Here is a 26,104-nt window from a genome sequence, read left to right as displayed (position 1 = left end):
AACGCGCAGCCTAACCCTTCGGACACATTCATGAAAGTGTCCAAATGTGTCTCGACGTGAACAATTCCTACACTGACAATGGAATGCGGCTACATGTCACGGGGCACACATAACTGTCATCTGTTCGTCATAATGGCCGTCTATAACTGTCACGCTCGCCCGTTTGCGCGGGCTCAGGAGTCCGCCGTGAGCTTTACCCCTGCCAATCGTCTGTTCCCTGCCACTCGCCTGCGTCGCAACCGTCGTGATGATTTTTCGCGTCGGCTGGTGCGGGAAAATGTGCTGACAGTCGATGACCTGATCCTGCCGGTGTTCGTGCTCGACGGTGAAAACCGCCGCGAAGCCGTGGCCTCGATGCCTGGGGTAGAGCGGCTGACGATCGATTTGCTGCTCGAAGAAGCGGCCAAGTGGGTGGAACTGGGGATTCCGGCGCTGGCGCTGTTCCCGGTCACTCCGCCCGAGCTGAAATCCCTCGACGCCGCTGAGGCCTGGAATCCCGAAGGCATCGCTCAGCGCGCCACCCGCGCTCTGCGTGAGCGTTTCCCTGAGCTGGGCGTGATCACCGACGTCGCGCTCGATCCATTCACCACCCACGGCCAGGACGGCATTCTCGACGAAGAAGGCTACGTACAGAACGACATCACCGTCGACGCACTGGTCCGTCAGGCGTTGTCCCATGCTGAAGCTGGCGCGCAGGTGGTGGCGCCGTCGGACATGATGGACGGTCGCATTCAGGCAATCCGCGAAGCGCTGGAAATCGCCGGCCACGTCAACGTGCGGATCATGGCTTATTCGGCCAAGTACGCCAGCGCCTATTACGGCCCGTTCCGCGATGCTGTCGGTTCGGCGTCGAACCTCGGCAAGGCCAACAAGGCCTCTTATCAGATGGACCCGGCCAACAGCGACGAAGCGCTGCACGAAGTCGGCGCCGACTTGTCTGAAGGCGCGGACATGGTCATGGTCAAACCCGGCATGCCGTATCTGGACATTCTTTTCCGGGTAAAAGATGCCTTCAAAGTGCCGACCTTCGTCTATCAGGTTAGCGGCGAATACGCCATGCACATGGCGGCGATCCAGAATGGCTGGTTGAGCGAGGCGGTGATTCTCGAATCACTGACCGCCTTTAAACGTGCCGGCGCTGATGGCATCCTGACTTACTTTGCTGTCCGCGCCGCTCAATTGTTACGAGAGCAGAAATAGCCCTCCCAGGAACATTCAATGAATACCGAAGGACTCACGGAAGTTGCAGTAAAAGAAGCTCAACCGGTGGTCGAGCAAATCACCGAGACCCCGCCGGAACTGGAGCCTGCGCCACCCGCGCCGGTCGCTGAACCTGTCGCGGCGGCACCAGTGATTGCGATACCGGGCCTGGATGACAGCAGCCTGTACATCCACCGTGAGCTTTCGCAACTGCAATTCAATATCCGCGTGCTGGAACAGGCGCTGGACGAGTCCTATCCGTTGCTGGAACGCCTGAAGTTCCTGCTGATTTTCTCCAGCAACCTTGACGAATTCTTTGAAATTCGCGTCGCCGGCCTGAAGAAGCAGATTACCTTCGCCCGTGAACAAGCCGGTGCTGACGGCTTGCAGCCGCATCAAGCGCTGGCGCGGATCAGCGAGCTGGTTCACGGTCACGTTGACCGTCAGTACGCGATCCTCAACGACATCCTGTTGCCGGAGCTGGAAAAGCATCAGGTGCGCTTTATTCGTCGCCGCCACTGGACGACCAAGATCAAAACCTGGGTGCGCCGCTATTTCCGCGACGAGATCGCGCCGATCATCACCCCGATCGGCCTCGACCCGACGCACCCGTTCCCGTTGCTGGTGAACAAGAGTCTGAACTTCATCGTCGAGCTCGAAGGCATCGATGCCTTCGGTCGCGATTCCGGTCTGGCGATCATCCCGGCACCGCGTTTGCTGCCACGAATCATCAAGGTGCCGGAAGAAGTCGGCGGCCCGGGTGACAACTATGTGTTCCTGTCGTCGATGATCCACGCCCACGCCGATGACCTGTTCCAGGGCATGAAGGTAAAAGGCTGCTATCAGTTCCGCCTGACCCGAAATGCCGACCTGGCGCTCGATTCCGAAGACGTCGAAGACCTGGCCCGCGCCCTGCGTGGCGAGCTGTTCTCGCGTCGTTACGGTGACGCGGTGCGTCTGGAAGTCGCTGACACCTGCCCGAAACACCTCTCGGACTACCTGCTCAAGCAGTTCAACCTGAGCGAGAGCGAGCTGTATCAGGTCAACGGCCCGGTCAACCTGACGCGGCTGTTCAGCATCACCGGTCTGGACAGTCATCCGGAGCTGCAATACACGCCGTTCACCCCGCAGATCCCGAAACTGCTGCAGAACAGCGAAAACATTTTCAGCGTGGTCAGCAAGCAGGACATCCTGCTGCTGCACCCGTTCGAGTCGTTCACCCCGGTGGTCGACCTCCTGCGTCAGGCGGCGAAAGACCCGCACGTGCTCGCTGTGCGCCAGACGCTGTACCGCTCCGGTGCCAACTCCGAGATCGTCGATGCGCTGGTGGATGCCGCGCGTAACGGCAAGGAAGTGACGGCAGTCATCGAGCTGCGTGCACGGTTCGACGAAGAGTCCAACCTGCAACTGGCCAGCCGTCTGCAAGCGGCCGGTGCGGTGGTGATCTACGGCGTGGTCGGCTTCAAGACCCACGCCAAGATGATGCTGATCCTGCGTCGCGAGGCCGGCGAGATCGTCCGTTACGCGCACCTCGGCACCGGGAACTATCACGCCGGTAACGCCAAGCTCTACACCGACTACAGCCTGCTGACCTCCGACGATGCCTTGTGCGAAGACGTCGGCAAACTGTTCAGCCAGTTGATCGGCATGGGTAAAACCCTGCGCATGAAGAAGCTGCTGCATGCGCCCTTCACCCTGAAGAAGGGCATGCTCGACATGATCACCCGCGAGACGCAATTTGCGCTCGACGGCAAACCGGCGCACATCATCGCCAAGTTCAACTCGCTGACCGATCCGAAGATCATCCGCGCGCTGTACAAGGCCAGCCAGTCCGGCGTGCGCATCGATCTGGTGGTGCGCGGCATGTGCTGCCTGCGTCCGGGCATCGCCGGTGTTTCGCACAACATCCATGTGCGCTCGATCATCGGCCGATTCCTGGAACACACCCGCGTGTTCTACTTCCTCAATGGCGGCGATGAGCAGATGTTCCTCTCCAGCGCCGACTGGATGGAGCGCAACCTCGACAAGCGCGTCGAGACTTGCTTCCCGGTCGAAGGCAAGAAGCTGCTGACCCGCGTGAAGAAAGAGCTGGAGCTGTACCTGACCGATAACACTCATAGCTGGAGCCTGCAGTCGGATGGCCGTTACATCCGCAACACGCCGACCGGCAACCAGAACCCGCGGAGTGCGCAGGCGACGTTGCTGGAGCGGTTGGGCAGCCCGATCTTGCCGGTGAGCAGTTGAGGCCTTGAAGGTCAAAAGCCCCTCACCCTAACCCTCTCCCAGAGGGAGAGGGGACTGACCGGGTTGGATGGGCGAGTTACGCCGACCTGAACTACCGAGTCGAACTCAGGCCTTGAAGCCAACGGAGATCGGCTCCCTCTCCCTCGGGAGAGGGCTGGGGTGAGGGGGAAGGCCCACCTCCAATTTCAAGCCGAACCCAATAAAAAAGGCGATCCCTGTGGATCGCCTTTTTTGTGCCTGCCCGACTCAGTGGACGGTAAGGACGATACCAACCCGCGTCAGCCAATCCGCCTCAAGCCCGAAATCCGCCTGAGTCAGCTGGTTCTCATCCAGCCAGTTCTCCGGGAATTCCACATCGAGGGTGTTGCCCTTGGCATGCAGCACCACCTGCGGCATCGCCTGAGTACCGCGAATGTGGTGGAACAGGATCGCAAAGCGCAGCAACACGCACAGGCGGATCAGCTTGTCGCCGTCGTCGCCGAAATCGGCAAACTTGTCCTTGGGAATGTTGCGGCGATGACCACGCACCAATAGCGCGAGCATCTGTTGGTCTTCGCGGGAGAACCCGGCGAGGTCCGAGTGTTCGATCAGGTAAGCACCGTGTTTGTGGTAGTGATAGTGCGCGATGTCGAGACCGACTTCGTGCACTTTCGCTGCCCAACCGAGGAGTTCGCGCCAGATGCCGTCGTCCAGCTCCCAGTCCACTGCCACCTGGTCAAACGCGTGCAAGGCTTTGCGCTCAACCCGCGCCGCCTGTTCCAGGTCGACGTGGTAACGCTCCATCAGCGAGGTCAGGGTGCGCTCGCGCACGTCTTCATGATGATGACGGCCGAGCAGGTCGTAGAGCACCCCTTCACGCAGAGCGCCGTCGCAGTGGTCCATGCGTTGCAGTTCGAGGGCGTCGAAAATCGCTTCGAGAATCGCCAGACCCGCCGGGAAGATTGTCCGGCGATCAGGCTTGATGCCTTCGAAATCGATCTTGTCGACGTCACCGAGCTTGAACAGGCGGCGCTTGAGCCACGCCAGGCCTTCGGCATTCACTTCGCCAGTGCCGTGACCGCCGGCCTTCAGCGCCAGGCCGATGGCACGGATGGTGCCCGAGGAGCCGATGGCTTCATCCCAGGTCAGGCGATGCAGGGCGTGTTCGATGCTCATGATCTCCAGCCGCGCCGCGGTATACGCCTGGGCGTAGCGGGCCGGGGTGATCTTGCCGTCCTTGAAGTAGCGTTGAGTGAAGCTGACACAGCCCATTTGCAGGCTTTCGCGCAACAATGGCTCAAAGCGCTGGCCAATGATGAATTCGGTACTGCCGCCGCCGATATCGGCGACCAAACGTTTGCCCGGGGTGTCGGCGAGGGTGTGCGACACGCCCAGATAAATCAGGCGCGCTTCTTCACGGCCGGAAATGACTTCCACCGGATGACCTAGGATTTCTTCGGCGCGGTGGATGAATTCGAGGCGGTTGCGCGCTTCACGTAGGGCGTTGGTGCCGACGATGCGCACGGCGCCCAGCGGCATACCGTTGATCAGTTGGGCAAAACGCTTGAGGCAATCGAGGCCGCGTTGCATCGATTCTTCGTTGAGATGGCGCTCATCGTCGATGCCGGCGGCAAGTTGAACCTTCTCGCCGAGGCGTTCGAGAATGCGGATTTCACCGTTCTGGGCCTTGGCCACGACCATGTGAAAGCTGTTCGAGCCCAGGTCGATTGCGGCGATCAGGGACAGATTCTTGGCTTGGGATTGCGGCATGGTCAGGGGGTCTCGGTCGATAACCCCGTCATCGTGCCACGATCAAACGCTGGCGCCAACGCGCATGGTTCAAACCGCCGGAGCGCGCACCCCGAACCTGATCGTTCCCACGCTCTGCGTGGGAATGCCTCACCGGACGCTCTGCGTCCGCTTTTGGGACGCGGAGCGTCCCTGGCTGTATTCCCACGTGGAGCGTGGGAACGATCAGGATGAGGCAGATTCAGGCTGTCGCTTCCACCGTGCCAATAAAGTTCGCCAGCTCTGCCGTCTGCGGATGGGCAAACAACACCTTCGGATCCCCCACCTCATGGACTTTGCCATGATGCATGAACACGAGTTTGTCGCCGACCTCGCGGGCAAAGCGCATTTCATGGGTGACCATGATCAGCGTCATACCTTCCTTGGCCAGTTGTCGCACCACGCTGAGCACTTCATTGACCAGTTCCGGGTCGAGCGCCGAGGTGATTTCATCGCAAAGCAACACTTTTGGCGACATCGCCAGCGCCCGGGCAATCGCTACCCGCTGTTGCTGGCCCCCAGACAACCGATCCGGGAAGGCATCGAACTTTTCCCCGAGCCCCACGCGCTCCAGCATCTCCCTGGCCAGCTCCGCAGCGTTGGCTTTCGGCACTTTCTGTACCACCTGCGGCGCGAGCATGACGTTTTCGCCCACGGTCAGGTGCGGGAACAGGTTGAACTGCTGAAACACCATGCCGACTTTCTGCCGCAGGCTGCGCAGATCGGCGCGGGCGGCGTCGAGGTATTCGCCGTCGACTTCGATCACGCCGTCATTGATCGATTCCAGACCATTGAGGGTGCGCAGCAGGGTGGATTTGCCCGATCCGCTGCGGCCGATGATTGCCACGACCTGGCCTTCCTCGACGCTGAGGTCGATGCCTTTAAGCACATGGTGATCGCCGTAGTATTTATGCAGGGCGGAAATTCTAAGCAGAGGCATGCAGTCTCCTTTCCAGGTAGCGCGCACTGAGGGACAAGGGGTAGCAGAGCAGGAAGTAGCCGAGGGCGACGAGGCCGTAGACCATGAACGGTTCAAACGTGGCATTGGCGAGCATGCCGCCGGTCTTGGTCAGTTCGGTGAAGCCGATGATCGAGGTCACGGCGGTGCCCTTGACCACCTGCACCGAGAAACCCACGGTCGGCGCCACAGCGATGCGCAGTGCTTGCGGCAGGATCACGTAGCGCAGTTGTTCCAGCGGATTCAGCGCCAGACTCGCCGAGGCTTCCCACTGGCCATGGGCGATCGACTCGACGCAGCCGCGCCAGATCTCCGCCAGATAAGCGCTGGTAAACAAGGTCAGGGCAATCGCTGCGGCCATCCACGGCGAGATTTCGATCCCGGCCAGCGCCACGCCGAAGAACACCAGAAACAACTGCATCAACAGCGGCGTGCCCTGAAACAGCTCGATCCAGGTGCGGGCGATGCTGCTCGGCACAGAGTTTTTCGAGATACGCATGACCAGGATCAGCAGCCCGACGATCCCGCCACCAATGAACGCCACCAGCGACAGCGCCAGTGTCCATTGCAGGCCGGTGAGCAGGTTGCGCAGGATGTCCCAAAAGGTGAAATCGCTCATGCGCGGCTCCCGCTTCGACTGATATAGCGTCGGCCAATCCAGTTCAGCAACTGGCGAATCAGCAGCGCCATGCACAGGTAGATCAGCGTGGTCAGCGCATAGGTTTCAAAGGCGCGGAAGTTGCGCGACTGAATGAAGTTGGCGGCAAAACTCAGCTCTTCGGTGGCGATTTGCGAACACACCGCCGAGCCGAGCATGACGATGATGATCTGGCTGCTCAGGGCCGGCCAGACCTTGCCCAGTGCCGGCAGCAGCACCACGTGGCGGAACGCCTCGAAACGCGTCATCGCCAATGCCGCTGCGGCTTCCAGCTGTCCGCGCGGGATTGCCTGAATGCCGGCGCGAATAATTTCCGTCGAATAAGCACCGAGGTTGATCACCATCGCCAGCACCGCCGCTTGCCACTCGGAAATCTGCACGCCCAGCGACGGCAGGCCGAAGAAGATAAAGAACAACTGCACCAGAAACGGCGTGTTGCGGATCAACTCGACGTAGACGCCGAAGATTGCCGAGAACGGGCGGATGTTCCACGCCCGCACCAAAGCCCCGACAACTCCGACACCGACCCCGAGCAGCGCACCGATGGCCGTCAGCTCAAGGGTGAACAGCGCCCCGCGCAGCAACAGGTCGGTGTTTTCCACCACCGGCATGAAATCGAACTGATAAGCCATGAAGGTCTCCCGCGCAGTCGATCAGAGATCGGCCGGCAGCGGCTCTTTCAGCCAGGTCTGCGAGTTCTTTTCCAGTGCGCCGTCAGCCTTGGCGGTGGTCAGGATGTCGTTGACCTTGGCCAGCAGCGCCGCTTCGTTCTTGTTCACGCCAACGTAGACCGGCGAATCCTTGAGCTTCACTTTCAGCGCAGGGACGCGTTTCGGGTTCTTTTCGCTGATCGCGACCATCACCACGTTGCCGCTGGCGATCAGATCAACCTGGCCGGCGAGGTAGGCGGCGATGGTCGAGTTGTTATCTTCGAAGCGCTTGATGGTCACGCCTTCGGGGGCGACTTTGCTCAGTTCGATGTCTTCGATGGCGCCACGGGTGACGCTGATGGTTTTGCCCTTGAGGTCGTCGAGGCTGGCGATGGCCGCATCTGGCGGGCCGAACACGGCGAGGTAGAACGGCGCATAAGCACGGGAGAAGTCGATGACTTTTTCGCGCTCAGGGTTTTTGCCGAGGCTGGAGATCACCAGATCGACCTTGCCGGTGGTCAGGAACGGGATGCGGTTGGTGCTATTCACCGGGGTTAGTTCGAGTTTGACCTTGAGCTGGTCCGCCAGCAGTTTTGCCGTGTCGATATCGAGGCCGCGCGGTTTCATGTCCGGGCCGACCGAGCCGAATGGCGGGAAGTCCTGGGGCACGGCGACTTTCAGCGTGCCGCGTTTGACCACGTCGTCGAGACCGTCGGCGTGCGCGGGGGCCTGGCTGAGCAACAGGCTGGAAAACAGAGCGGCGAGGAGGGCGCTGTAACGCTTGGTCATGGACAATCTCCGGATCGGCGGGAAGTGATTTCTGCGATCGGACAGAGCATGGGCCGTGCCAATACACCGGTTTCGACGCGGCAGACCGCGGTTTCAGCGGCTTTGTTCGGTCTTACTGGTCTGAACAGTCAGGTTGTTTTTCGCACTGCCATGGCGCACCGGTGTGGTTCGCCGAACCCTGCTGGGGCACGACTTGCCGGACTCGGCGAATAGCTTTACAACTAGCCGCACATTGGCCTGGCGCGTCTGAAAAACCATGAACTCGATTTCCCGTGCGGTACCCGAAGTGGCGCTGCAAGCGATCCGCAAACTGATCACTGAGCAGGGTTTCGGTGCGGGCGATGCGTTGCCGTCGCAACGGGACCTGGCGCTGCAACTGGGCGTCAGCCGGGCGTCGTTGCGTGAGGCGTTATCCTCGCTGAGTGCGCTGGGTGTGGTCAGTATTCAGCCGGGCAAAGGCGTGTTCGTGCAGTCGCCCGTAGAGTTGCCGCGTGGCGCGCAGGCACCGGGCTGGCCATTTGCGGCGCAAGCGTCACCGCTGGATATCTTTCAGTTGCGCTATGCGCTGGAAGGCTTCGCCGCAGGGCTGGCGGCGGTCACGTTAAGCACGTTCGATCTGGATGCGCTCGAAGACAACGTTGCGGCCATGCGTGACCAATTGAGGGCTGGTGACTTTGAGGCAGCAGCAAAACTGGACTTCGAATTCCACCGCCGAATCCTCTTGGCCAGCGGCAATCAGGCGATGTTGAGCATCCTCACTGCCAGCGCCGAGATCTTTCTCGAGAGCCAGAAACTACCGTTCATCCGCACCGAGCGCGCCATGGAAACCTGGCAGGAACACCGCAAGATCCTCCGGGCCCTTACACGCCGCGCCTCCGGTGCTGCACAAAAAGCCATGCAGGAACACGTGCGCAACGCCGCCCTGCGTACCGGAATTGCTTTCATTGCCCCCGCCACGACGTGACTTGAGCTATACCCAAACTCATCGAGTGCCATAGCAAGACTCAATCAACTGCGGCTTCCTGAACAGGGGAAGGGCGGCTATGATGGGCCACGTTTTTTTGCTTACAACCTGGAGAATTCCATGAGCAGCGATCTTATCAAACACGTTAGCGACGCTAGCTTCGAAGCCGACGTACTCAAGGCCGAAGGCGCTGTCCTGGTCGATTACTGGGCTGAATGGTGCGGTCCTTGCAAAATGATCGCTCCGGTTCTGGACGAGATTGCCGAGACTTACAAAGGCAAGCTGACCGTTGCCAAACTGAACATCGACGAAAACCAGGAAACCCCGGCCAAGCACGGCGTGCGTGGTATCCCGACCCTGATGCTGTTCAAGAACGGCAACGTTGAAGCGACCAAAGTCGGCGCCCTGTCGAAGTCGCAACTGGCGGCTTTCCTCGACGCCAACATCTAAGCGTCGCTGTAAAGTGCCTGAAAAAAAGCCCCGCAAATTAGCGGGGCTTTTTGCGTATTCAGGGCTAGACGCTCCGAAACTCAGGTGGTACATTCGGCCCCGCACTGGTTTCTCCATTGCCCCCTGCTAGCCGTCGCCGACGCACTCCTTTTCGAATTAGTTCGCGATCCTGTCGCCTTCTCCGCGGCGCGGCCTCATTAAGCCAAAAGCTTAATTTCCCCCCCTCCATAAATGATTACGTCATTCCTATATGAATCTGACTGAACTCAAGCAAAAGCCGATTACCGAACTGCTCGAATTGGCCGAACAGATGGGCATAGAAAATATGGCCCGTTCGCGCAAGCAGGACGTGATTTTCTCCCTGCTGAAAAAGCACGCGAAAAGCGGCGAGGAAATCTCCGGTGATGGCGTGCTGGAGATTCTCCAGGACGGCTTCGGCTTCCTGCGCTCCGCTGACGCTTCCTACCTGGCCGGCCCGGACGATATCTACGTCTCGCCAAGCCAGATCCGCCGTTTCAACTTGCGCACCGGTGACACCATCGTTGGCAAGATCCGCCCTCCGAAGGAAGGCGAGCGGTATTTCGCCCTGCTCAAGGTCGACACGATCAACTTCGATCGTCCCGAGAACGCGAAAAACAAGATTCTCTTCGAGAACCTGACTCCGCTGTTCCCGACCGTGCGCATGAAGATGGAAGCCGGTAACGGCTCCACCGAAGACTTGACCGGTCGTGTCATCGACCTGTGCGCCCCGATCGGCAAAGGCCAGCGTGGTCTGATCGTTGCACCGCCGAAAGCCGGTAAAACGATCATGCTGCAGAACATCGCCGCGAACATCGCCCGTAACAACCCTGAAGTTCACCTGATCGTGCTGCTGATCGACGAACGTCCGGAAGAAGTAACCGAAATGCAGCGCACCGTGCGCGGCGAAGTGGTTGCCTCGACCTTCGACGAGCCGCCGACCCGTCACGTACAGGTAGCCGAAATGGTGATCGAGAAGGCCAAGCGCCTGGTCGAGCACAAGAAAGACGTGGTGATCCTGCTCGACTCCATCACCCGTCTGGCCCGTGCCTACAACACCGTGATCCCGAGCTCCGGCAAGGTATTGACCGGTGGTGTCGATGCCCACGCCCTCGAGAAGCCAAAGCGTTTCTTCGGTGCCGCGCGTAACATCGAAGAAGGCGGCTCGCTGACCATTATCGCCACCGCGCTGGTTGAAACCGGCTCGAAGATGGACGAAGTGATCTACGAAGAGTTCAAGGGTACCGGCAACATGGAACTGCCTCTGGATCGTAAGATCGCCGAGAAGCGTGTGTTCCCGGCCATCAACATCAACCGCTCCGGCACCCGCCGCGAAGAGTTGCTGACCGCCGACGACGAACTGCAGCGTATGTGGATCCTGCGCAAGCTGCTGCACCCGATGGACGAAGTGGCTGCCATCGAGTTCCTGGTCGACAAGCTGAAGACGACCAAGACCAACGACGAGTTCTTCTTGTCGATGAAGCGTAAGTAATACACACGCTGTAAAAAAGAACGCTCCCGAAAGGGGGCGTTTTTTTTGCGTACGCGCCGCATAACTTTCGTAACGCGCTACTGTCCTTGTCTGGAGCGGTTTGTACCTACAAGGATAAGAAAGGTTATGCACACGTTTGGCAATCGCCGTGATATCGACGGATTACGGGCGCTGGCGGTTATTCCCGTCGTCCTGTTTCATTTCGGATTCAACACATTCAGCGGCGGCTTTGTCGGCGTTGATGTGTTCTTCGTCATTTCCGGTTTTCTGATCACTTCAATCCTGTTTCGTGAAATCAGCGCGCAGCGCTTCAGCTTCCTCGACTTCTGGGGGCGTCGCGCCCGACGCATCCTGCCGGCGTTGACTGTGGTTGTGGTGGTGACGCTGGCATTAGGCTGGCTGTTGCTGACGGCCAAGGACCTTGCCGAACTGGGGCGAACGATTCGTTACCAGTCGCTGTTCATTTCCAACATCCTGTTCATGCGTGAAGACGGCTACTTTGCGCCGGCGTCGGAACTCAAGCCGTTGCTGCATACCTGGTCGCTGGCGGTAGAAGAGCAGTACTACATCTTCTTCCCGTTGATGATGGTGTTGCTGATGCGCTACCTCCGTCATTGGCGCTGGATGCTGTTCGCCGTGCTGCTGGTGTCGTTCGGCCTGAACATCATCTACATCGAACGCCGGCCGGAGTTTGCCTTTTTCTCGTTGCCGACCCGCGCGTGGGAGCTGCTCTGCGGGGCCATGCTGGCGGTAATACCCGTGCCTAAGCATGTTGCGCGGCCATGGCTGCGGCAGTCCGTTGGCCTTGTCGGGCTTGCGGCGGTGCTGGTGGCGGTGTTTACCTTCGACAAAACCACAGTGTTCCCGGGTTGGGCGGCGCTGTTGCCGGTATTGGGCACGACGGCGCTGATCTGGTCGGGTGCACAGGGCCCAACGTGGGCGGGCCGGTTGTTGAGTATCCGGGTTCTGGTGTGGATCGGCTTGCTCTCCTATTCGCTGTATCTGTGGCATTGGCCGGTTTACGTGTATGCCAATGCGATCTCCATCGACGGTATCCAGCCGCTGGAAGCGCTCGGTTGGATGGCCCTGGCATTGGCGCTGGCCTGGCTGAGCCTGCGCTATATCGAACTACCCTTCCGTGAAAAGCGTGTATTCGCCAGCCGTAACTCAGTGTTGATAGGAGGTTTGGTGTCGATCGCCGTGCTGGCGATTACCGGTTCGGCCATTCGTTCGGCAGACGGTGTTCCGCAGCGTTTGACCGGCAAGGCGCTGGAATATGCGCAATCGCGCGAGTGGAACGCCGGGCAGTCGAACTGCATGCACTTGAGCACGGACAAGGCACTGACCAAATCCTGCCTTGTGGGTGGTGATCAACATATAACGGCGACGAAAATGTTCTGGGGCGACAGTCACGCCGCCGCGTTGTTGCCAGCCATCGAAGGCAATGCCGGGCGCAACGTGCAGCCGGTGTGGCTGTACAGCTTGACCGGGTGCCCGCCGATCATCGATGACCACTTACGCCCTCAGTGCAAAGACTTCAACCAGCGCAACATGGACCGCGTCACGAGTCTGGGGATCAAGGACGTGGTGTTGGCGGCGAACTGGAGCCTGTACGTTTATGGTCGTGAAGACGGCGATGGCGATCTACAGTTCCTGCTTGATCGCAAGGACAACCCGCGCCAGGCAGAGCAGCGCATGGCTGCCGCCCTCAAGGCGCAAGTGGCCGAGTTGCGTGAAGCGGGTGTGCAAGTCTGGCTGTTCAAGGAAGTGCCACTGCAACACAAGAGCTTCATCGACCGTCTGACCAGTCTGGCGCGCATCGGCCGTTCGGCAGAAGGGCTCGGTCGCCCGCTCAACGAGCATCTGGCTCGCCAGCAGTTTTTCACTTCGTTGTTCGGCTCGATGAGCGCCGCTGATTCCGGCATTCATGTCATCGATCCGACGCCGCTGATGTGCAAGGACGGCTTGTGCGCCATCGATGTCGATGGCCACTCGCAATACAAGGATGCCGATCATCTTTCGGACGTTGGCAGCGCCAGACTGAGCCCGTTGTTTGCGCCATTGATGCTGGGTACCAGCGACAATTGATTGATGCCAGGCTCTGACGGGCTGCTGTTTGCCCGTCAGAGCAGGTAGGATGTACGCCTATTTTGAGGGTGCCATCGTCAATGAAATTCAAGGATCTTCGGGATTTCGTGCAGCAGCTTGAGCAGCGCGGAGAGTTGAAACGCATCCAGATTCCCGTCTCGCCGGTGCTGGAAATGACCGAGGTGTGCGATCGCACGCTGCGGGCCAAGGGCCCGGCGTTGCTGTTCGAGAAACCCACCGGCTACGACATCCCGGTGCTCGGCAACCTGTTCGGCACGCCTGAACGGGTGGCGATGGGCATGGGCGCCGAATCGGTCAGCGAGCTGCGCGAAATCGGCAAGCTGCTAGCGTTCCTCAAGGAGCCGGAGCCACCGAAGGGCTTGAAAGACGCATGGTCGAAACTGCCGATCTTCCGCAAGATCATCTCGATGGCGCCGAAAGTCGTCAAAGACGCGGTGTGCCAGGAAGTGGTCATCGAAGGCGACGACGTCGATCTGGCCATGCTGCCGGTGCAGACCTGCTGGCCCGGCGACGTCGGCCCGCTGATCACCTGGGGTCTGACCGTCACCAAAGGCCCGAACAAGGATCGCCAGAACCTCGGTATCTACCGTCAGCAAGTGATTGGCCGCAACAAGGTGATCATGCGCTGGCTCAGCCACCGTGGCGGCGCTCTCGACTTCCGCGAGTGGTGCGAGAAGCATCCGGGCCAGCCGTTCCCGGTGTCCGTCGCCCTGGGTGCGGATCCGGCGACCATTCTCGGCGCCGTGACGCCAGTGCCGGACAGCCTGTCCGAATACGCTTTCGCCGGGCTCTTGCGCGGTAACCGCACCGAACTGGTCAAGTGCCGTGGTAACGACCTGCAAGTGCCGGCCACCGCCGAAATCATCCTCGAAGGCGTAATCCACCCGGGCGAGATGGCTGACGAAGGTCCTTACGGCGATCACACCGGTTACTACAACGAAGTCGACAGCTTCCCGGTGTTCACCGTCGAGCGCATCACCCACCGGATCAAACCGATCTACCACAGCACCTACACCGGTCGTCCGCCAGATGAGCCGGCGATCCTCGGCGTTGCGTTGAACGAAGTGTTCGTGCCGATCCTGCAGAAGCAGTTCCCGGAGATCACCGACTTCTACCTGCCGCCGGAAGGCTGTTCGTACCGCATGGCTGTGGTGACGATGAAGAAGTCGTATCCGGGGCACGCCAAGCGCGTGATGCTCGGTGTCTGGTCGTTTTTGCGACAGTTTATGTACACCAAGTTCGTTATCGTCACTGACGACGATATCAACGCCCGTGACTGGAACGACGTGATCTGGGCCATCACTACGCGCATGGACCCCAAGCGCGACACTGTGATGATCGATAACACGCCGATCGACTACCTCGACTTCGCCTCGCCGATCTCAGGGTTAGGTTCGAAAATGGGCCTCGATGCCACCCACAAGTGGCCGGGCGAAACCACTCGCGAGTGGGGTCGTGTGATCGTCAAGGACGACGCCGTCACCCAACGGATCGATGCCATCTGGAATCAGTTAGGAATAGATTGATGCGTGTAACCCTGCAGCCCTCCGGAGCAGTGCTTGAGATACAGCCCGGTGAGCGGATTCTCGACGGCGCGCGGCGTCTGGGCTACGAATGCCCGCAAAGCTGCCGCAACGGTAATTGTCATGTGTGTGCGGCGTTGCTGGTTGAAGGCCGCGTCGCGCAGGATGGCAAAGTGCACGACCACGGCGAGTTCTACACTTGCATAGCCGAGCCGCTGGAAGACTGCATCCTGCTGTGGGATGGCGTGCTCGCGCTGGGAGAACTGCCGGTGCGCAGCCTGTCATGTCAGGTCATCGAATGCCGCGACGTGGGTGGCGACACCTGGCGTGTGCGGCTGCGCGCTCCGGCGGGCAAGCCACCGCGTTATCACGCCGGGCAGTATTTGATGATCGAGCGCGAGAACGGTGAGAAGTCAGCGTTCTCCATGGCCTCGGCACCGCACGGCGGGCGTGATCTTGAAATCCACGTGCTGGCGCGCGAAGCCAGTGCACTGAGCCTGATCGAACAGCTGCAACGCAACGCGATGGTGCGGGTCGAGTTGCCGTTCGGCGATACGCATCTGGCCGAGCTGCCCGACGGGCCGCTGGTGTTGGTTGCCGCCGGCACCGGCATGGGCCAGATTCACGCCCTGATCGAACACTGCCGCGCTAAAGGCTTCAAACACCCGGTGCATCTGTACTGGGGCGTGCGCCGTCCGGAAGATTTCTATGAGATCGAACATTGGGACGAGTGGCTGAAATTACCCAATCTGTTCCTGCATAAAGTCGTCAGCGATCAATGCGGTTGGGAAGGGCGCTGCGGCATGCTGCACGAGGCAGTCTGTGAAGATTTCCCGGATCTGAAACCGCTGCACGTCTACGCCAGCGGCTCGCCGGCCATGGTCTACGGCACTCTGGACGCACTGGTTGAAGCGGGCATGGACGCCCATCAAATGCGCGCCGACGTGTTCGCTTACGCCCCCCGCTCCTGATTCGTTATAACTCGCTATATAGCCGATCGGTATTTATGTAATCGCATAAATACCGCTAGGTTATATATCAATCAGGCAATCAATTAAGAACTGTGCCATGGCACTCAAATTGCCTTAAAACATATGTGCCTTATTGTTACAGCGGTGCGTTCTATTAAGTAATTCTTCACCCGCGGGGAGCTGAACGCTATTCGCCATGAGCGCCATTGAAAACGCTTTTCTGAATTTGAATTACCCTCCGCGGCTCGATCTTGGGCCGCAGCTGACGCACGAACAACTTCTCGCTTCCATGCAATCAACCATGGCGCGCCACAAGGGCGGGCCGGTGTGGCTGTTCGCGTATGGCTCACTGATCTGGCGGCCTGAATGCTCGGCGGTGGAGCGGGTGCGCGGACGCGTGCATGGTTACCATCGCGGTTTGTACCTGTGGTCGCACGAGCATCGCGGCACGCCGGAAATGCCCGGTCTGGTGTTTGGTCTGGATCGCGGCGGTTCGTGCAGTGGCTTCGCCTATCGCTTGCCGGAAGATAATCTCGACGCGGCGCTGTACGCCTTGTGGAAACGCGAGATGCCAGTGCCTTCCTACCGGCCACACTGGCTCAACTGCCGGCTCGAAGATGGCAGTCAGGTTCAGGCGTTGGGATTCGTTTTGGAGCGACACCTGCCCAGCTATGCCGGCAACTTGCCGGATCACGTGCTGAGCCAGGTGTTCGCAAGCGCTTGCGGGCGTTACGGCACCACTCGCGATTATGTCGAGCAGACCGCCCACGCCCTGCGCAGCCACGCCATGCCAGACCGTAATCTGGAGGCGCGGCTCAAGCGCTGTAAATCACAAAGCGATCAAGCGACTGCTTCACGGCTCTGACTGGCGACTTGCTTGTGCCATAGCGTCGGGGCCAGGAAGGCCATCGCCAGCAGGCAAGCGCCCACCAGCAGGACGAAACCGCCGTCCCAGCCAAAATGGTCAACGGTGTAGCCCATCGCCGCACTGGCCGCGACCGAACCACCCAGATAGCCGAACAGGCCGGTGAAACCCGCAGCCGTGCCGGCGGCTTTCTTCGGCGCCAGTTCCAGCGCCTGCAGACCGATCAACATCACCGGGCCGTAGATCAGGAAGCCGATCGAAAACAGCGCGATCATGTCGACGGTCGGGTTACCGGCCGGGTTCAGCCAGTAAACCAGGGTCGCCACGGTCACCAGCGCCATGAACACCATACCGGTCAGGCCACGGTTGCCACGGAAGATCTTGTCCGACATCCAGCCGCACAGCAGCGTGCCCGGAATGCCCGCCCACTCGTAGAAGAAGTAAGCCCACGAAGTTTTATCGACGGTGAAACCCTTGGCTTCTTTCAGGTAGGTCGGCGCCCAGTCCAGTACGCCGTAGCGCAGCAGGTAAACGAAGACGTTAGCCATGGCGATGTACCAGAGCATTTTGTTGCGCAGCACGTATTTGACGAAGATTTCCTTGGCACTGAATTCGTCTTCGTGGCTGGCGTCGTACCCTTCCGGGTAATCGTTCTTGTACTTCTCGATGGGCGGCAGGCCGACCGATTGCGGGGTGTCGCGCATGGTGATGAAGGCAAATACCGCCACGCCCAGCGCCACTGCTGCCGGTACGTAAAACGCCGCGTGCCAGTCGTTGAACAAGCCCATGCCGAGCAGGAACAGCGGGCCGATCAGGCCGCCGCCAACGTTATGCGCCACGTTCCACACGGATACCACGCCACCGCGTTCCTTCTGCGACCACCAGTGCACCATGGTCCGGCCACTTGGCGGCCAGCCCATGCCCTGGGCCCAGCCGTTGATGAACAGCAGGATGAACATCATGGTCACGCTGGACGTTGCCCAAGGCGCGAAACCGAAAATGAACATCACCCCAGCCGAGACCAGCAGGCCGAACGGCAGGAAGTAGCGCGGGTTGGAACGGTCGGACACCAGGCCCATGAGGAATTTCGACAGGCCGTAGGCGATGGCAATCGCCGACATCGCCAGGCCCAGATCGCCACGGCTGTAGCCTTCGTCGATCAGGTACGGCATGGCCAGCGAGAAGTTTTTGCGCAGCAGGTAGTAACCCGCGTAGCCAAAGAAGATACCGGCGAAGATCTGCCAGCGCAGGCGTCGGTACGTGCTGTCTATTTTTTCTTCAGGCAATGGAGCCTGATGTGCGGCAGGACGAAAGAAAGCAAACATTCAAGAGCTCCAGATTTCTTGTTTTGACTGCGGATGCGAATGTTACAGTTTCGTTACCGAAAATAGCACCGGTTCGCATCGAGCAAATAGCGGAAAATGTTGGAAGTCGCGCGTTCCTTTACGAACCTGTCGCTCAGCTGTAAGAACAGGGCGTTTTTGTCGCGCCTGGAATGTTGTGTCTTAGACTCGCGATCTATGGATCGACTGATTTCGCGAGATAAACGATGACCCCGAAAGTTCGCAGGCTATTGCCCAGACTGTTGATGGTCGCAGTGGTGACTGTTTCAGTGTTGGCACTGAGCTTCGCCCAAGGTTCTGCGGCGCCAGGCCTGCGCAATGTCACCGTGTTGATCGTTCGTCATGCGGAAAAGCCTGATGTAGGCCGTGAACTGAATGCCCGGGGCGAACAACGCGCTGCGGCTTATGCCGACTATTTCACGCCGTTGAAACTGGATGGCCAGGCGCTCACCCCTCAGCGTCTGATCGCTACCGCCGACAGCCCGGAAAGTATGCGGCCACGGCAGACACTGATCCCGCTGTCCCAGCGCCTGCAACTGCCCATCGAACAGCCCTGCGCCAATAACCAGGTCGACGAGCTGGTCACTCGGCTGCGCAAGCACAATCAGGCAAAAACCGTGCTGATTGCCTGGCACCATGGGCACATCAATAAGCTGATTGCCGCTTTCGGCGGCGATGGCCCGGCGCTTATCGGCCAGCCGAAATGGCCAGTGGATGTGTATGACTGGCTGATTGTTCTGCGCTTCGATGACAAGGGGCAGTTGGTCCAATCTCGTAGTCGGAAGGTTCAGGAACAGTTGATGCCCGGTGACGTTGCAGGCGCAAACGGCAGCTAAACATCCGTCGGAAAAATTACCTGCGACTATTCGCGCAGCGGATTTTCCCGGTTTCCCGAGGGGATCAGGGAAACGTCCTGCATGCAGCGGCGAAGGTGCGCCATTCAGTTAAAAGTCACTGCTCAGTAACCTTTGTGTTGTTGCCGGAGGGGGCAACTCACTAGGGAGGGGCAGGATCATGCGCTGGATTTTTGCTGGGCTTTTGTTGGTAATCGGCGGTTCTGCGCTGGCCTCAGAAGTGTTTTTGATACCGGAAAACAATCCCCAGCCGATTTACCCGCTGGAGCTGCAAAGGGCGGGTGTAACGGGCGAGGTGAAGGTTAGTTTCATTGCCAGTGCGGATGGTTCAGTCAGCGAAATCAGCATTCGAGAGAGCACTCATCCTGACTTGGCCGATGCGGTTCGAGACGCTATAGCGCAGTGGCGTTTCAAGCCTTGGACGGTTGAAGGGAATAAACCTGAACAGCAGGAAATCATCGCGCCAATGATTTTCAGGCTCGATCTGGATCTGCCCATTCACGTCAATCAGCAACTGAAAGCCTTGCGATGCCGTACGGTTAACGAGAACCTCGCCAACATTGCAGAGTACTCATGGATCGATTCGGCGGTATTTGCTCAAACCCGCGCCTATCTCTCGAACGTCTTCCATAAAACTCAGCTACCGGACGCACAACGTCTGGCGATGATTGCCAAGATGAATCGGCAGGTTGAAAAGATCGTCAGGGCTTGTCGGCAGAGTCCGACGCGTAAATTCATAAGCCTGTTACCAGCGGAGATTCGTGAGTTGCTTTGATAACACAGGCCAGAACGACCGAACCGGGCATTCTGGCCTGCATCGAAAGATTACTCAGCGCACTTGCACTACAACCTTGCCCACGGCCTTGCGCTGGCCAAGATCATTGATCGCCTGCGCCGCATTGCTCAGCGGATACACCTGCGATACCAGCGGTTTCAACTTGCCCTCGGCAAACCAGCCGAACAACTGCTGGAAGTTCGCCGCGTTGTCCTGCGGCTGGCGCTGGGCGAAGGAACCCCAGAATACGCCGAGTACCGCCGCGCCTTTGAGCAGGGCGAGGTTTACCGGCAGTTCCGGAATGCGCCCGCTGGCGAAGCCCACCACCAGCAGGCGACCATTCCAGGCGATGGCGCGGATGGCTTGGTCGAACAGATCACCGCCGACCGGGTCGTAAATCACGTCGGCGCCCTGGCCGTCGGTGAGGCGTTTGATTTCGTCCTTGAGGCTGGTTTCGCTGTAGTTGATCAGCTCATCGGCGCCGGCAGCCTTGGCCACGGCGAGCTTCTCCGCGCTGCTGGCGGCAGCAATGACGCGGGCGCCCATGGCTTTGCCGATTTCCACCGCCGCCAGGCCGACGCCGCCGGATGCACCGAGTACCAGCAGGGTTTCCCCCGCTTGCAGGTTGGCGCGTTGCTTGAGGGCGTGCATCGAGGTGCCGTAAGTCATGCTGAACGCGGCGGCGGTGTTGAAGTCCATCGACGGCGGAATCGGCAGCACGTTGTAGCCCGGCACCGCGACCTGTTCAGCGAAGCTGCCCCAACCGGTCAGGGCCATGACCCGGTCGCCGACCTTGAGGTGGCTGATCTTTTCCCCGACCTCCGTGACCACGCCAGCCGCTTCACCACCCGGCGAGAACGGGAAGGGTGGCTTGAACTGGTACTTGCCCTCGATGATCAGCGTGTCCGGGAAGTTGACCCCGGCGGCGTGCACCTCCAGGAGGATTTCGTTCTTCTTCGCGACAGGGCTGGCGACGTCTTCCAGCACCAGCGATTCGGCAGGGCCGAAGGCTTTGCACAGCACGGCTTTCATCAGGGCTATTCCTTTGGGAGTGATGGCCGATAAGTGTAGGTGTGTCAGTCAACGGGTCAACGAGCATGCCCGGCCCTGATAGTCAGCCATAAGCTTGTGCTTGCGTGGCGGGTCGTTATGCTAGGCCGCAAACCGGATAAGGAGCGAATTGTGAAAGCGTGGATCATGTTGTTGCTGGCCCTGTCTCTGCCTGTGGCAGCGCTGGCCGAAGAAGCTAAAGAAGGCGAGGCGCCGAAGGTCAACTACATCACCCTGAGCCCGCCGTTCGTGGGCAACTACGGGTTGGACGGCACGCCGAAGCTTAAGGTTTACAAGGCCGATGTGGCATTGCGCGTGACCGGTGAGGAGGCGACCAAACTGGTCAAGGCCAACGAGCCGCTGATCCGTAATCAGCTGGTGGCACTGTTCACCCAGCAGACCACCGAGGCGATGGGCAGCATCGAGGGTAAAGAGAAGCTGCGTCAGGAAGCGTTGAAGCAGACCCAGCAAGTGATGAATGACGAGACCGGCAAGCCGGTGGTTGAGGATCTGTTGTTCAATAACCTGATCATTCAGTAAGTGCGTTGGCTGCTGTTCAGGACGCCAGGCTTTTGCGAAAGCGCGCCAGCGCGATGACGAAGAACAGCAGGCCGATGGCCGTCAGCGCCAGCAAGTCCGGCCAGACCACGCTCAGCCCGGCGTCGCGAAACAGAATCGCGGCGCTGAGGCTGACAAAATGTGTGGACGGCGAGCCCTGCATGACCCACTGCAGCCATTGCGGCATGCTGTCCAATGGCGTGCTGCCACCCGACAGCAGCAACATCGGGATGATCACCGGAATCGCCAGCAAGCCGAACTGCGGTGTCGAGCGTGCGAGTGTCGCCAGAAAGATCCCCAACGCGGTACTGGCAAACAGATAAACCGCAGTCACCAGCAAAAACAGGCTCATCGAGCCGGACAGCGGCACGCCGAGTGCGCCTTTGACCACCACCTCCAGCGACAGCCAGGTGCACAGCACCACCACCAGCAGGTTGCTCCAGATTTTCGCCAGCATGATTTCCAGCGCCGTCAGCGGCAGCACCAGCAAATGGTCAAGCGTGCCGTGCTCGCGTTCGCGCAGCAGCGCCGTGCCCGTGAGGATGATTGCCAGAATGGTGATGTTGTTGACGATCTGAATCACCGCCAGAAACCAGCCACCCTCCAGGTTGGTGTTGAACAGCGCGCGGGTGGTCAGTTGAATCGGCGTTTTGCTCGCGGCATCGCCCTGGTCGCCATAGGCCTGCAGCTCGCGCTGGAAAATCCGGCTGATGTAGCCAGCGCCCATGAACGCCTGGCTCATCGCGGTGGCATCGACGTTGACCTGAATGGCCGGTTGCCGCGCCGCCAGTAGATCGGTTTGAAACCCCGCCGGAATGTTGATCACGAAAGTGTACTGGCCGCTGTCCATGACCTGGTCCAGTTGCGGGTAGGGGAGCAGCACTGGCGTCTGGAATTCCGGCGGTTGCAGGGCCTGGGCCAACTGGCGCGAGAGGGCGCTGTGGTCTTCGTCGACGATCGCCACGCTGGCGTTGTGCACGCCGATCACCGAGCCGGCGGCAGGCATGTAGATCGCCACGGTGAAGGCGTAGAACAGGAACAGCAGCAACACGCTGTCGTGGCGCAGGCTGGTCAGCTCCTTGAGCCCCAGGCGCAGGATGTGCGCGAACTTGTGCATCAGGCCTCCTGCTTTTTCAGCATGATCAGGCTCAGCCCGGTGAACCCGACAAAGAACCCGAACAGCGCCAGGCACTGCGGCCACAGCTGCCGCAGGTCCAGCGCTTTGGTGAACGTCCCCACGGCAATGTCGAGAAAGTGTCCTGCCGGAAACAGCATGCCCATCACCGCAGCCGCTCCTTCCAGTGAAGAACGCGGCACGATAAGTCCGGAGAACTGGATGGTCGGCAGGCTGGTAATGATCATGGTGCCGAGGATCGCGGCGATTTGCGTGCGGGTGAACGCCGAGATCAGCAGGCCCATGCTAGTGGTCGCTAGCACATACAGCAGGCCGCCAAACGCCAGCGTCAGCAGGCTGCCCTTGAACGGCACGCCAAACAGCCAGCGGTTCATCGCCACCAGCAGCGCGAGATTGACCAGACTGACCAGCAGGTATGGCGCCTGTTTGCCCAGCAGAAACTCCAGGCGGGTCAGGGGCGTGGCGTAGAAGTTGGTGATCGAGCCGAGTTCTTTTTCGCGCACGATGCCGAGTGCGGTGAGCATAGCCGGAATGAACGCCAGAATCAGCGCCATGACCCCGGGGCCAATAGCGTTGACGCTGACCACATCCTGGTTGTAGCGAAAGCGCGTTTCCAGGCTGGCACCCGCCTGGTGGTTGATGGCGGGGCTGCTCTGTTCGGCCAACTGTTGCAGGTTGGCCAGGTGCACTGCTTCGACATAATTGCGGCTGGTCTCGGCGCGAAACGGCATGCCGCCGTCCAGCCACGCCGCCACCGCAGGCTGGCGTCCGGCGTACAGGTCGCGGCCAAATCCGGGCGGGATTTCCAGCGCCAGTTTGATTTCCGAGCGTTGCAGGCGGCGGTGCAGCTCTTGAGCGTCGTGGATGGCTGGCCGTTCATCGAAGTAGCGCGAGCCGCGAAAGGCTTCCAGATAGGTTCGGCTCTGCGGGGTTTGATCCTGATCGTAAACGGCGAACGCGAGGTTCTCTACGTCGAGGGAAATTCCATAGCCGAAAATCACCATCATGAAAATCGCCCCCGCCAGCGCAAAAGCCATGCGCACTTTGTCGCGCAGCAGCTCCTTGCCTTCGCGACTGGCCACGGCCAGCAGGCGACCGAGGCTGAAACCGCGTTGCTGGTCTGGCGGCGCGGCGGCTGGCGCTGATGGCGCTGTCGGCGCTGTCGGCGATTCACTCGCGGGAGGCGATGGGGCAGTGCCTTGGGCCTGTTCCAGACACGTCACGAAAGCGGCTTCCAGCGTCTCTCCGGCAAACTGACGCTGCAGCGCTGCCGGGGTGTCGCAAGCGAGGACTTTGCCGGCGTGCATCAGCGAAATGCGGTCGCAGCGCTGGGCTTCGTTCATGAAGTGGGTGGAGAGAAAAATCGTCACGCCTTGCTCGCGGGACAGTTCGATCAGCAGTCGCCAGAAGTCATCACGGGCTGCCGGGTCGACGCCGGAGGTCGGCTCATCGAGGATCAGCACTTCCGGACGATGCAACACCGCGACCGCCAGCGACAGGCGTTGACGCAGCCCGAGAGGCAGGGCACCGGACGGCTGATCGGCGACGCTGAGCAGGTTGAAGCGCTGAATCAATGCGTCGATGCGTTGCGCGCTTTCGGACTTGGGCAAGTCGAACAGACGGGCGTGCAGCTCAAGGTTCTGCCGCACGCTGAGTTCGCCATACAGCGAAAAGCTCTGGGACATGAAGCCGACCCGCTTGCGCGTGGCCAGATCCTTGGCGTTCACCGGATTGCCCAGCAGTGTCGCGCTGCCTTCGCTGGCCGGCATCAGCCCGGTCAGGACTTTCATGGTCGTGGTCTTGCCGCAGCCGTTGGAGCCGAGAAAACCGAAAATCTCGCCGCGACCGATGGCGAAGCTGACGTGATCCACCGCAGTGAAGTCGCCGAAGCGCAGCGTCAGGTCGTGGGCTTCGATGGCAATGTCGGTGGTACCGCCAGTACGCGGCGGAATGACCAACGGCTGAGCGTCGTGATGACTGTCGCCCTGGAAGTGTGTGAAGGCTTCATCGAGTTTGCCGCTGGGGGTGACGGCCGCTAGCTCGCGACTAAGACCGATGGCAATCAACTGGCCGTTGTCGAGCATCAGGCAATGCTCGAACTGTTCAGCTTCTTCCATATACGCAGTGGCGACCAGCAGGGTCAATTGCGGGCGCTCGCGCCGTACATCGTCGATCAGCTCCCAGAAGCGTCGGCGTGAGAGCGGGTCGACGCCGGTGGTCGGCTCATCGAGAATCAACAGATCCGGCTCATGGATCAGCGCGCAGCACAGGCCCAGCTTCTGTTTCATGCCGCCGGACAACTTGCCTGCAGGGCGCTCGGCGAACTTCAGCAGGTCGGTGGCGAGCAGCAGATTGTGCATGCGTTGCTCGCTGTCGGCTTTCGACAGGCCGAACAGCGTGGCAAAGAACTGGATGTTTTCGCGGATCGACAACTCGGGATACAGGTTGCCGCCCAAGCCCTGGGGCATGAAGGCGATGCGCGCATACAGCGTGTCGCGGTGGCGGCGCTGCTGGATCGGCCCGCCGAGGACGTCCAGTTGCCCTTGCTGCAAGGCCTTCACGCCGGCGATCAGCCCGAGCAGGCTGGACTTGCCCGCGCCATCGGGGCCGATCAGCCCGCAACGGGTGCCGGCTGGCAGGCTGAAGGTGATAGCGCTCAGTGCTTGCTGTTTGCCGTAGCGGTGCGCGATAGCGTTCGCCTGAACCGCGAGGCTGTTCATTGCAGATTGGCCGGCCAGGCAATCGGCGCGGTGCGCACATAACCGGCGCCGGGCATGCCGGGCTTGGCTTGCGGCACGGCGCTGGGTTGGGTCAGGCGCAGCTTGACGCGGAACACCAGTTTTTGCCGCTCGTCACGGGTCTCGACCTCTTTGGGGGTGAACTGCGATTTGCCGGCGACGAAACTGATCTTCGCCGGCAAGGGTTTGTCGGGCAGGGCATCGAGCAGCACCCGGGCTTCATCGCCTACGGCCAGACGCCCGGCCACCGAGGCAGACAGGTAGAGGTTCATGTACTGATCGTTGGGATCAATCAACAGCAGGACGCGGCCACCGGCCCCCAGCACTTCGCCGGGTTCGGCCATGCGCAACTGGATCACCCCATCAATCGGCGCGCGCAGGCTGCTGTCGTCGATTTCGCTGGTCAGTTGAGCGACCTGTGCCTGCGCCGCGCCGATCGCTGCAGCGACCGCCGACACTTGGGCGCGGGCCGCCGTCACGGCAGCATTGCCGGTGCCGATACGCGACTGCAATTGATCGATAACCTGGGCGCTGACGAAACCGTGCTTGAACAGCGACTGAGAGCGCCCGAGTTCCTGCTGGGCCAGCAGCAATTCACTCTGGCGCAATTGCACATTGGCCTCGGCGGCGTTGAGGTTTTCCCGGGCGCGCAAGACTTCGGCTTCGGCTTGAGTGCGCTGGGCTTCGAGGGTGCGGGTATCCATGCGCGCGAGCAGTTGGCCCTTGTTGACCTTGTCGCCTTCATCGACCAGCACCTCGGCCAGGCGTCCAGGTGTCTTGCTGGCGATCTGCACTTCGGTGGCTTCCAGCCGCCCGTTGCCCATCGACAGCCCTTCGACCAGACGGCTGCTGATCGACATCCAGTAACCGAGCCCGCCGGCGGCGGCGAGTAACACCAGAAGCGACCCGGCGTATAAAAGTGAAGAGCGGCTGTGCGTCGACATGGGGGCATCCTGCGGCTGTGGCGTGCAGTCTGACTGTTCAAGCGTTGCA

The 26,104-nt window shown here is 60.3% G+C and carries 22 protein-coding genes; 12 read left to right on the top strand and 10 right to left on the bottom strand.

What is annotated here, in order from left to right; all coding sequences use genetic code 11:
* Window positions 1-186 precede the first annotated feature (186 nt).
* Both hemB and ppk1 read left to right on the top strand, forming a co-directional pair.
* A complete protein-coding gene (gene hemB, locus J0G10_RS29655; protein ID WP_008084506.1) occupies window positions 187-1,200 on the top strand; it encodes a porphobilinogen synthase in 1,014 nt (337 codons plus the stop codon).
* An 18-nt stretch (window positions 1,201-1,218) separates the two neighbouring features.
* The gene (gene ppk1, locus J0G10_RS29650) at window positions 1,219-3,444 is read left to right on the top strand and encodes a polyphosphate kinase 1 (RefSeq protein ID WP_093429741.1); all 2,226 of its coding nucleotides are present in this window, start codon (window positions 1,219-1,221) and stop codon (window positions 3,442-3,444) included.
* A gap of 246 nt (window positions 3,445-3,690) precedes the next feature.
* Here ppk1 and ppx read toward each other — a convergent pair whose 3' ends face one another.
* The 5 genes from ppx to J0G10_RS29625 form a co-directional block, all read right to left on the bottom strand.
* Window positions 3,691-5,193: an exopolyphosphatase gene (gene ppx, locus J0G10_RS29645; protein ID WP_093429742.1), complete on the bottom strand. Its 1,503-nt coding sequence runs from the start codon at window positions 5,191-5,193 to the stop codon at window positions 3,691-3,693.
* A 220-nt stretch (window positions 5,194-5,413) separates the two neighbouring features.
* Window positions 5,414-6,151, bottom strand: coding sequence for an amino acid ABC transporter ATP-binding protein (locus tag J0G10_RS29640; RefSeq protein WP_220557154.1), 738 nt, complete (start codon window positions 6,149-6,151; stop codon window positions 5,414-5,416).
* Window positions 6,138-6,788, bottom strand: coding sequence for an amino acid ABC transporter permease (locus J0G10_RS29635; RefSeq protein ID WP_095049376.1), 651 nt, complete (start codon window positions 6,786-6,788; stop codon window positions 6,138-6,140). Before J0G10_RS29635 ends, J0G10_RS29640 begins: the two co-directional genes overlap by 14 nt.
* Entirely contained in the window at window positions 6,785-7,459 is a 675-nt protein-coding gene (locus tag J0G10_RS29630) for an amino acid ABC transporter permease (protein ID WP_095125810.1), read from the bottom strand. Before J0G10_RS29630 ends, J0G10_RS29635 begins: the two co-directional genes overlap by 4 nt.
* A 21-nt stretch (window positions 7,460-7,480) precedes the next feature.
* The gene (locus J0G10_RS29625; RefSeq protein ID WP_095049377.1) at window positions 7,481-8,266 is read right to left on the bottom strand and encodes a transporter substrate-binding domain-containing protein; all 786 of its coding nucleotides are present in this window, start codon (window positions 8,264-8,266) and stop codon (window positions 7,481-7,483) included.
* Between the two features lie 256 nt (window positions 8,267-8,522).
* On the opposite strand from J0G10_RS29625, the gene J0G10_RS29620 reads away from it, so the two are divergent.
* The 7 genes from J0G10_RS29620 (at window position 8,523) to J0G10_RS29590 (ending at window position 16,658) form a co-directional block, all read left to right on the top strand.
* Entirely contained in the window at window positions 8,523-9,230 is a 708-nt protein-coding gene (locus J0G10_RS29620; RefSeq protein WP_095049378.1) for a FadR/GntR family transcriptional regulator, read from the top strand.
* Window positions 9,231-9,350: 120 nt separating this feature from the next.
* Window positions 9,351-9,680, top strand: coding sequence for a thioredoxin TrxA (gene trxA / locus J0G10_RS29615; RefSeq protein WP_003206727.1), 330 nt, complete (start codon window positions 9,351-9,353; stop codon window positions 9,678-9,680).
* A gap of 250 nt (window positions 9,681-9,930) precedes the next feature.
* Entirely contained in the window at window positions 9,931-11,190 is a 1,260-nt protein-coding gene (rho, locus tag J0G10_RS29610) for a transcription termination factor Rho (protein ID WP_003229334.1), read from the top strand.
* Window positions 11,191-11,316: 126 nt separating this feature from the next.
* The gene (locus J0G10_RS29605) at window positions 11,317-13,278 is read left to right on the top strand and encodes an acyltransferase family protein (RefSeq protein WP_220557153.1); all 1,962 of its coding nucleotides are present in this window, start codon (window positions 11,317-11,319) and stop codon (window positions 13,276-13,278) included.
* An 80-nt stretch (window positions 13,279-13,358) separates the two neighbouring features.
* The gene (gene ubiD / locus J0G10_RS29600) at window positions 13,359-14,825 is read left to right on the top strand and encodes a 4-hydroxy-3-polyprenylbenzoate decarboxylase (RefSeq protein WP_095049380.1); all 1,467 of its coding nucleotides are present in this window, start codon (window positions 13,359-13,361) and stop codon (window positions 14,823-14,825) included.
* Complete coding sequence (locus J0G10_RS29595) at window positions 14,825-15,793, top strand: CDP-6-deoxy-delta-3,4-glucoseen reductase (RefSeq protein WP_095049381.1); 969 nt, start codon at window positions 14,825-14,827, stop codon at window positions 15,791-15,793. The genes ubiD and J0G10_RS29595 overlap by 1 nt, the downstream gene beginning before the upstream one ends.
* Window positions 15,794-15,989: 196 nt before the next feature.
* Window positions 15,990-16,658, top strand: coding sequence for a gamma-glutamylcyclotransferase (locus J0G10_RS29590; protein ID WP_095049382.1), 669 nt, complete (start codon window positions 15,990-15,992; stop codon window positions 16,656-16,658).
* Here J0G10_RS29590 and glpT read toward each other — a convergent pair.
* Window positions 16,634-17,983, bottom strand: a complete 1,350-nt coding sequence (gene glpT / locus J0G10_RS29585; protein WP_016985912.1) for a glycerol-3-phosphate transporter — start codon at window positions 17,981-17,983, stop codon at window positions 16,634-16,636. The genes J0G10_RS29590 and glpT overlap by 25 nt on opposite strands.
* A gap of 224 nt (window positions 17,984-18,207) precedes the next feature.
* Here glpT and J0G10_RS29580 point away from each other — a divergent pair, with 224 nt between their 5' ends.
* Window positions 18,208-18,837: a flagellar basal body-associated protein FliL gene (locus J0G10_RS29580; RefSeq protein WP_095125812.1), complete on the top strand. Its 630-nt coding sequence runs from the start codon at window positions 18,208-18,210 to the stop codon at window positions 18,835-18,837.
* A 178-nt stretch (window positions 18,838-19,015) separates the two neighbouring features.
* Window positions 19,016-19,630, top strand: a complete 615-nt coding sequence (locus tag J0G10_RS29575; protein ID WP_220557152.1) for an energy transducer TonB — start codon at window positions 19,016-19,018, stop codon at window positions 19,628-19,630.
* A gap of 54 nt (window positions 19,631-19,684) precedes the next feature.
* Here J0G10_RS29575 and J0G10_RS29570 read toward each other — a convergent pair whose 3' ends face one another.
* Window positions 19,685-20,662, bottom strand: coding sequence for an NADPH:quinone oxidoreductase family protein (locus tag J0G10_RS29570; RefSeq protein WP_095049385.1), 978 nt, complete (start codon window positions 20,660-20,662; stop codon window positions 19,685-19,687).
* A gap of 150 nt (window positions 20,663-20,812) precedes the next feature.
* Between J0G10_RS29570 and J0G10_RS29565 the strand changes: the two genes are divergently transcribed.
* Window positions 20,813-21,220, top strand: coding sequence for a flagellar basal body-associated protein FliL (locus J0G10_RS29565; RefSeq protein WP_027610485.1), 408 nt, complete (start codon window positions 20,813-20,815; stop codon window positions 21,218-21,220).
* 16 nt (window positions 21,221-21,236) lie between these two features.
* On the opposite strand, the gene J0G10_RS29560 is transcribed toward J0G10_RS29565, so the two are convergent.
* From J0G10_RS29560 to J0G10_RS29550, 3 genes are read right to left on the bottom strand one after another with little or no spacing between them, the layout of a single operon-like run.
* Window positions 21,237-22,355, bottom strand: coding sequence for an ABC transporter permease (locus J0G10_RS29560; protein WP_095049386.1), 1,119 nt, complete (start codon window positions 22,353-22,355; stop codon window positions 21,237-21,239).
* Window positions 22,355-25,093, bottom strand: coding sequence for a ribosome-associated ATPase/putative transporter RbbA (rbbA, locus tag J0G10_RS29555; protein WP_220557151.1), 2,739 nt, complete (start codon window positions 25,091-25,093; stop codon window positions 22,355-22,357). The genes J0G10_RS29560 and rbbA overlap by 1 nt, the downstream gene beginning before the upstream one ends.
* The gene (locus J0G10_RS29550; protein WP_095049388.1) at window positions 25,090-26,055 is read right to left on the bottom strand and encodes an HlyD family secretion protein; all 966 of its coding nucleotides are present in this window, start codon (window positions 26,053-26,055) and stop codon (window positions 25,090-25,092) included. The genes rbbA and J0G10_RS29550 overlap by 4 nt, the downstream gene beginning before the upstream one ends.
* Window positions 26,056-26,104: the final 49 nt, after the last annotated feature.

Origin of the sequence: Pseudomonas germanica (assembly GCF_019614655.1) — a bacterium.
Classification (GTDB): domain Bacteria; phylum Pseudomonadota; class Gammaproteobacteria; order Pseudomonadales; family Pseudomonadaceae; genus Aquipseudomonas; species Aquipseudomonas neuropathica.
Note: the sequence above shows the minus strand (reverse complement) of the source record. Positions and strands in the feature narration are given on the sequence as shown.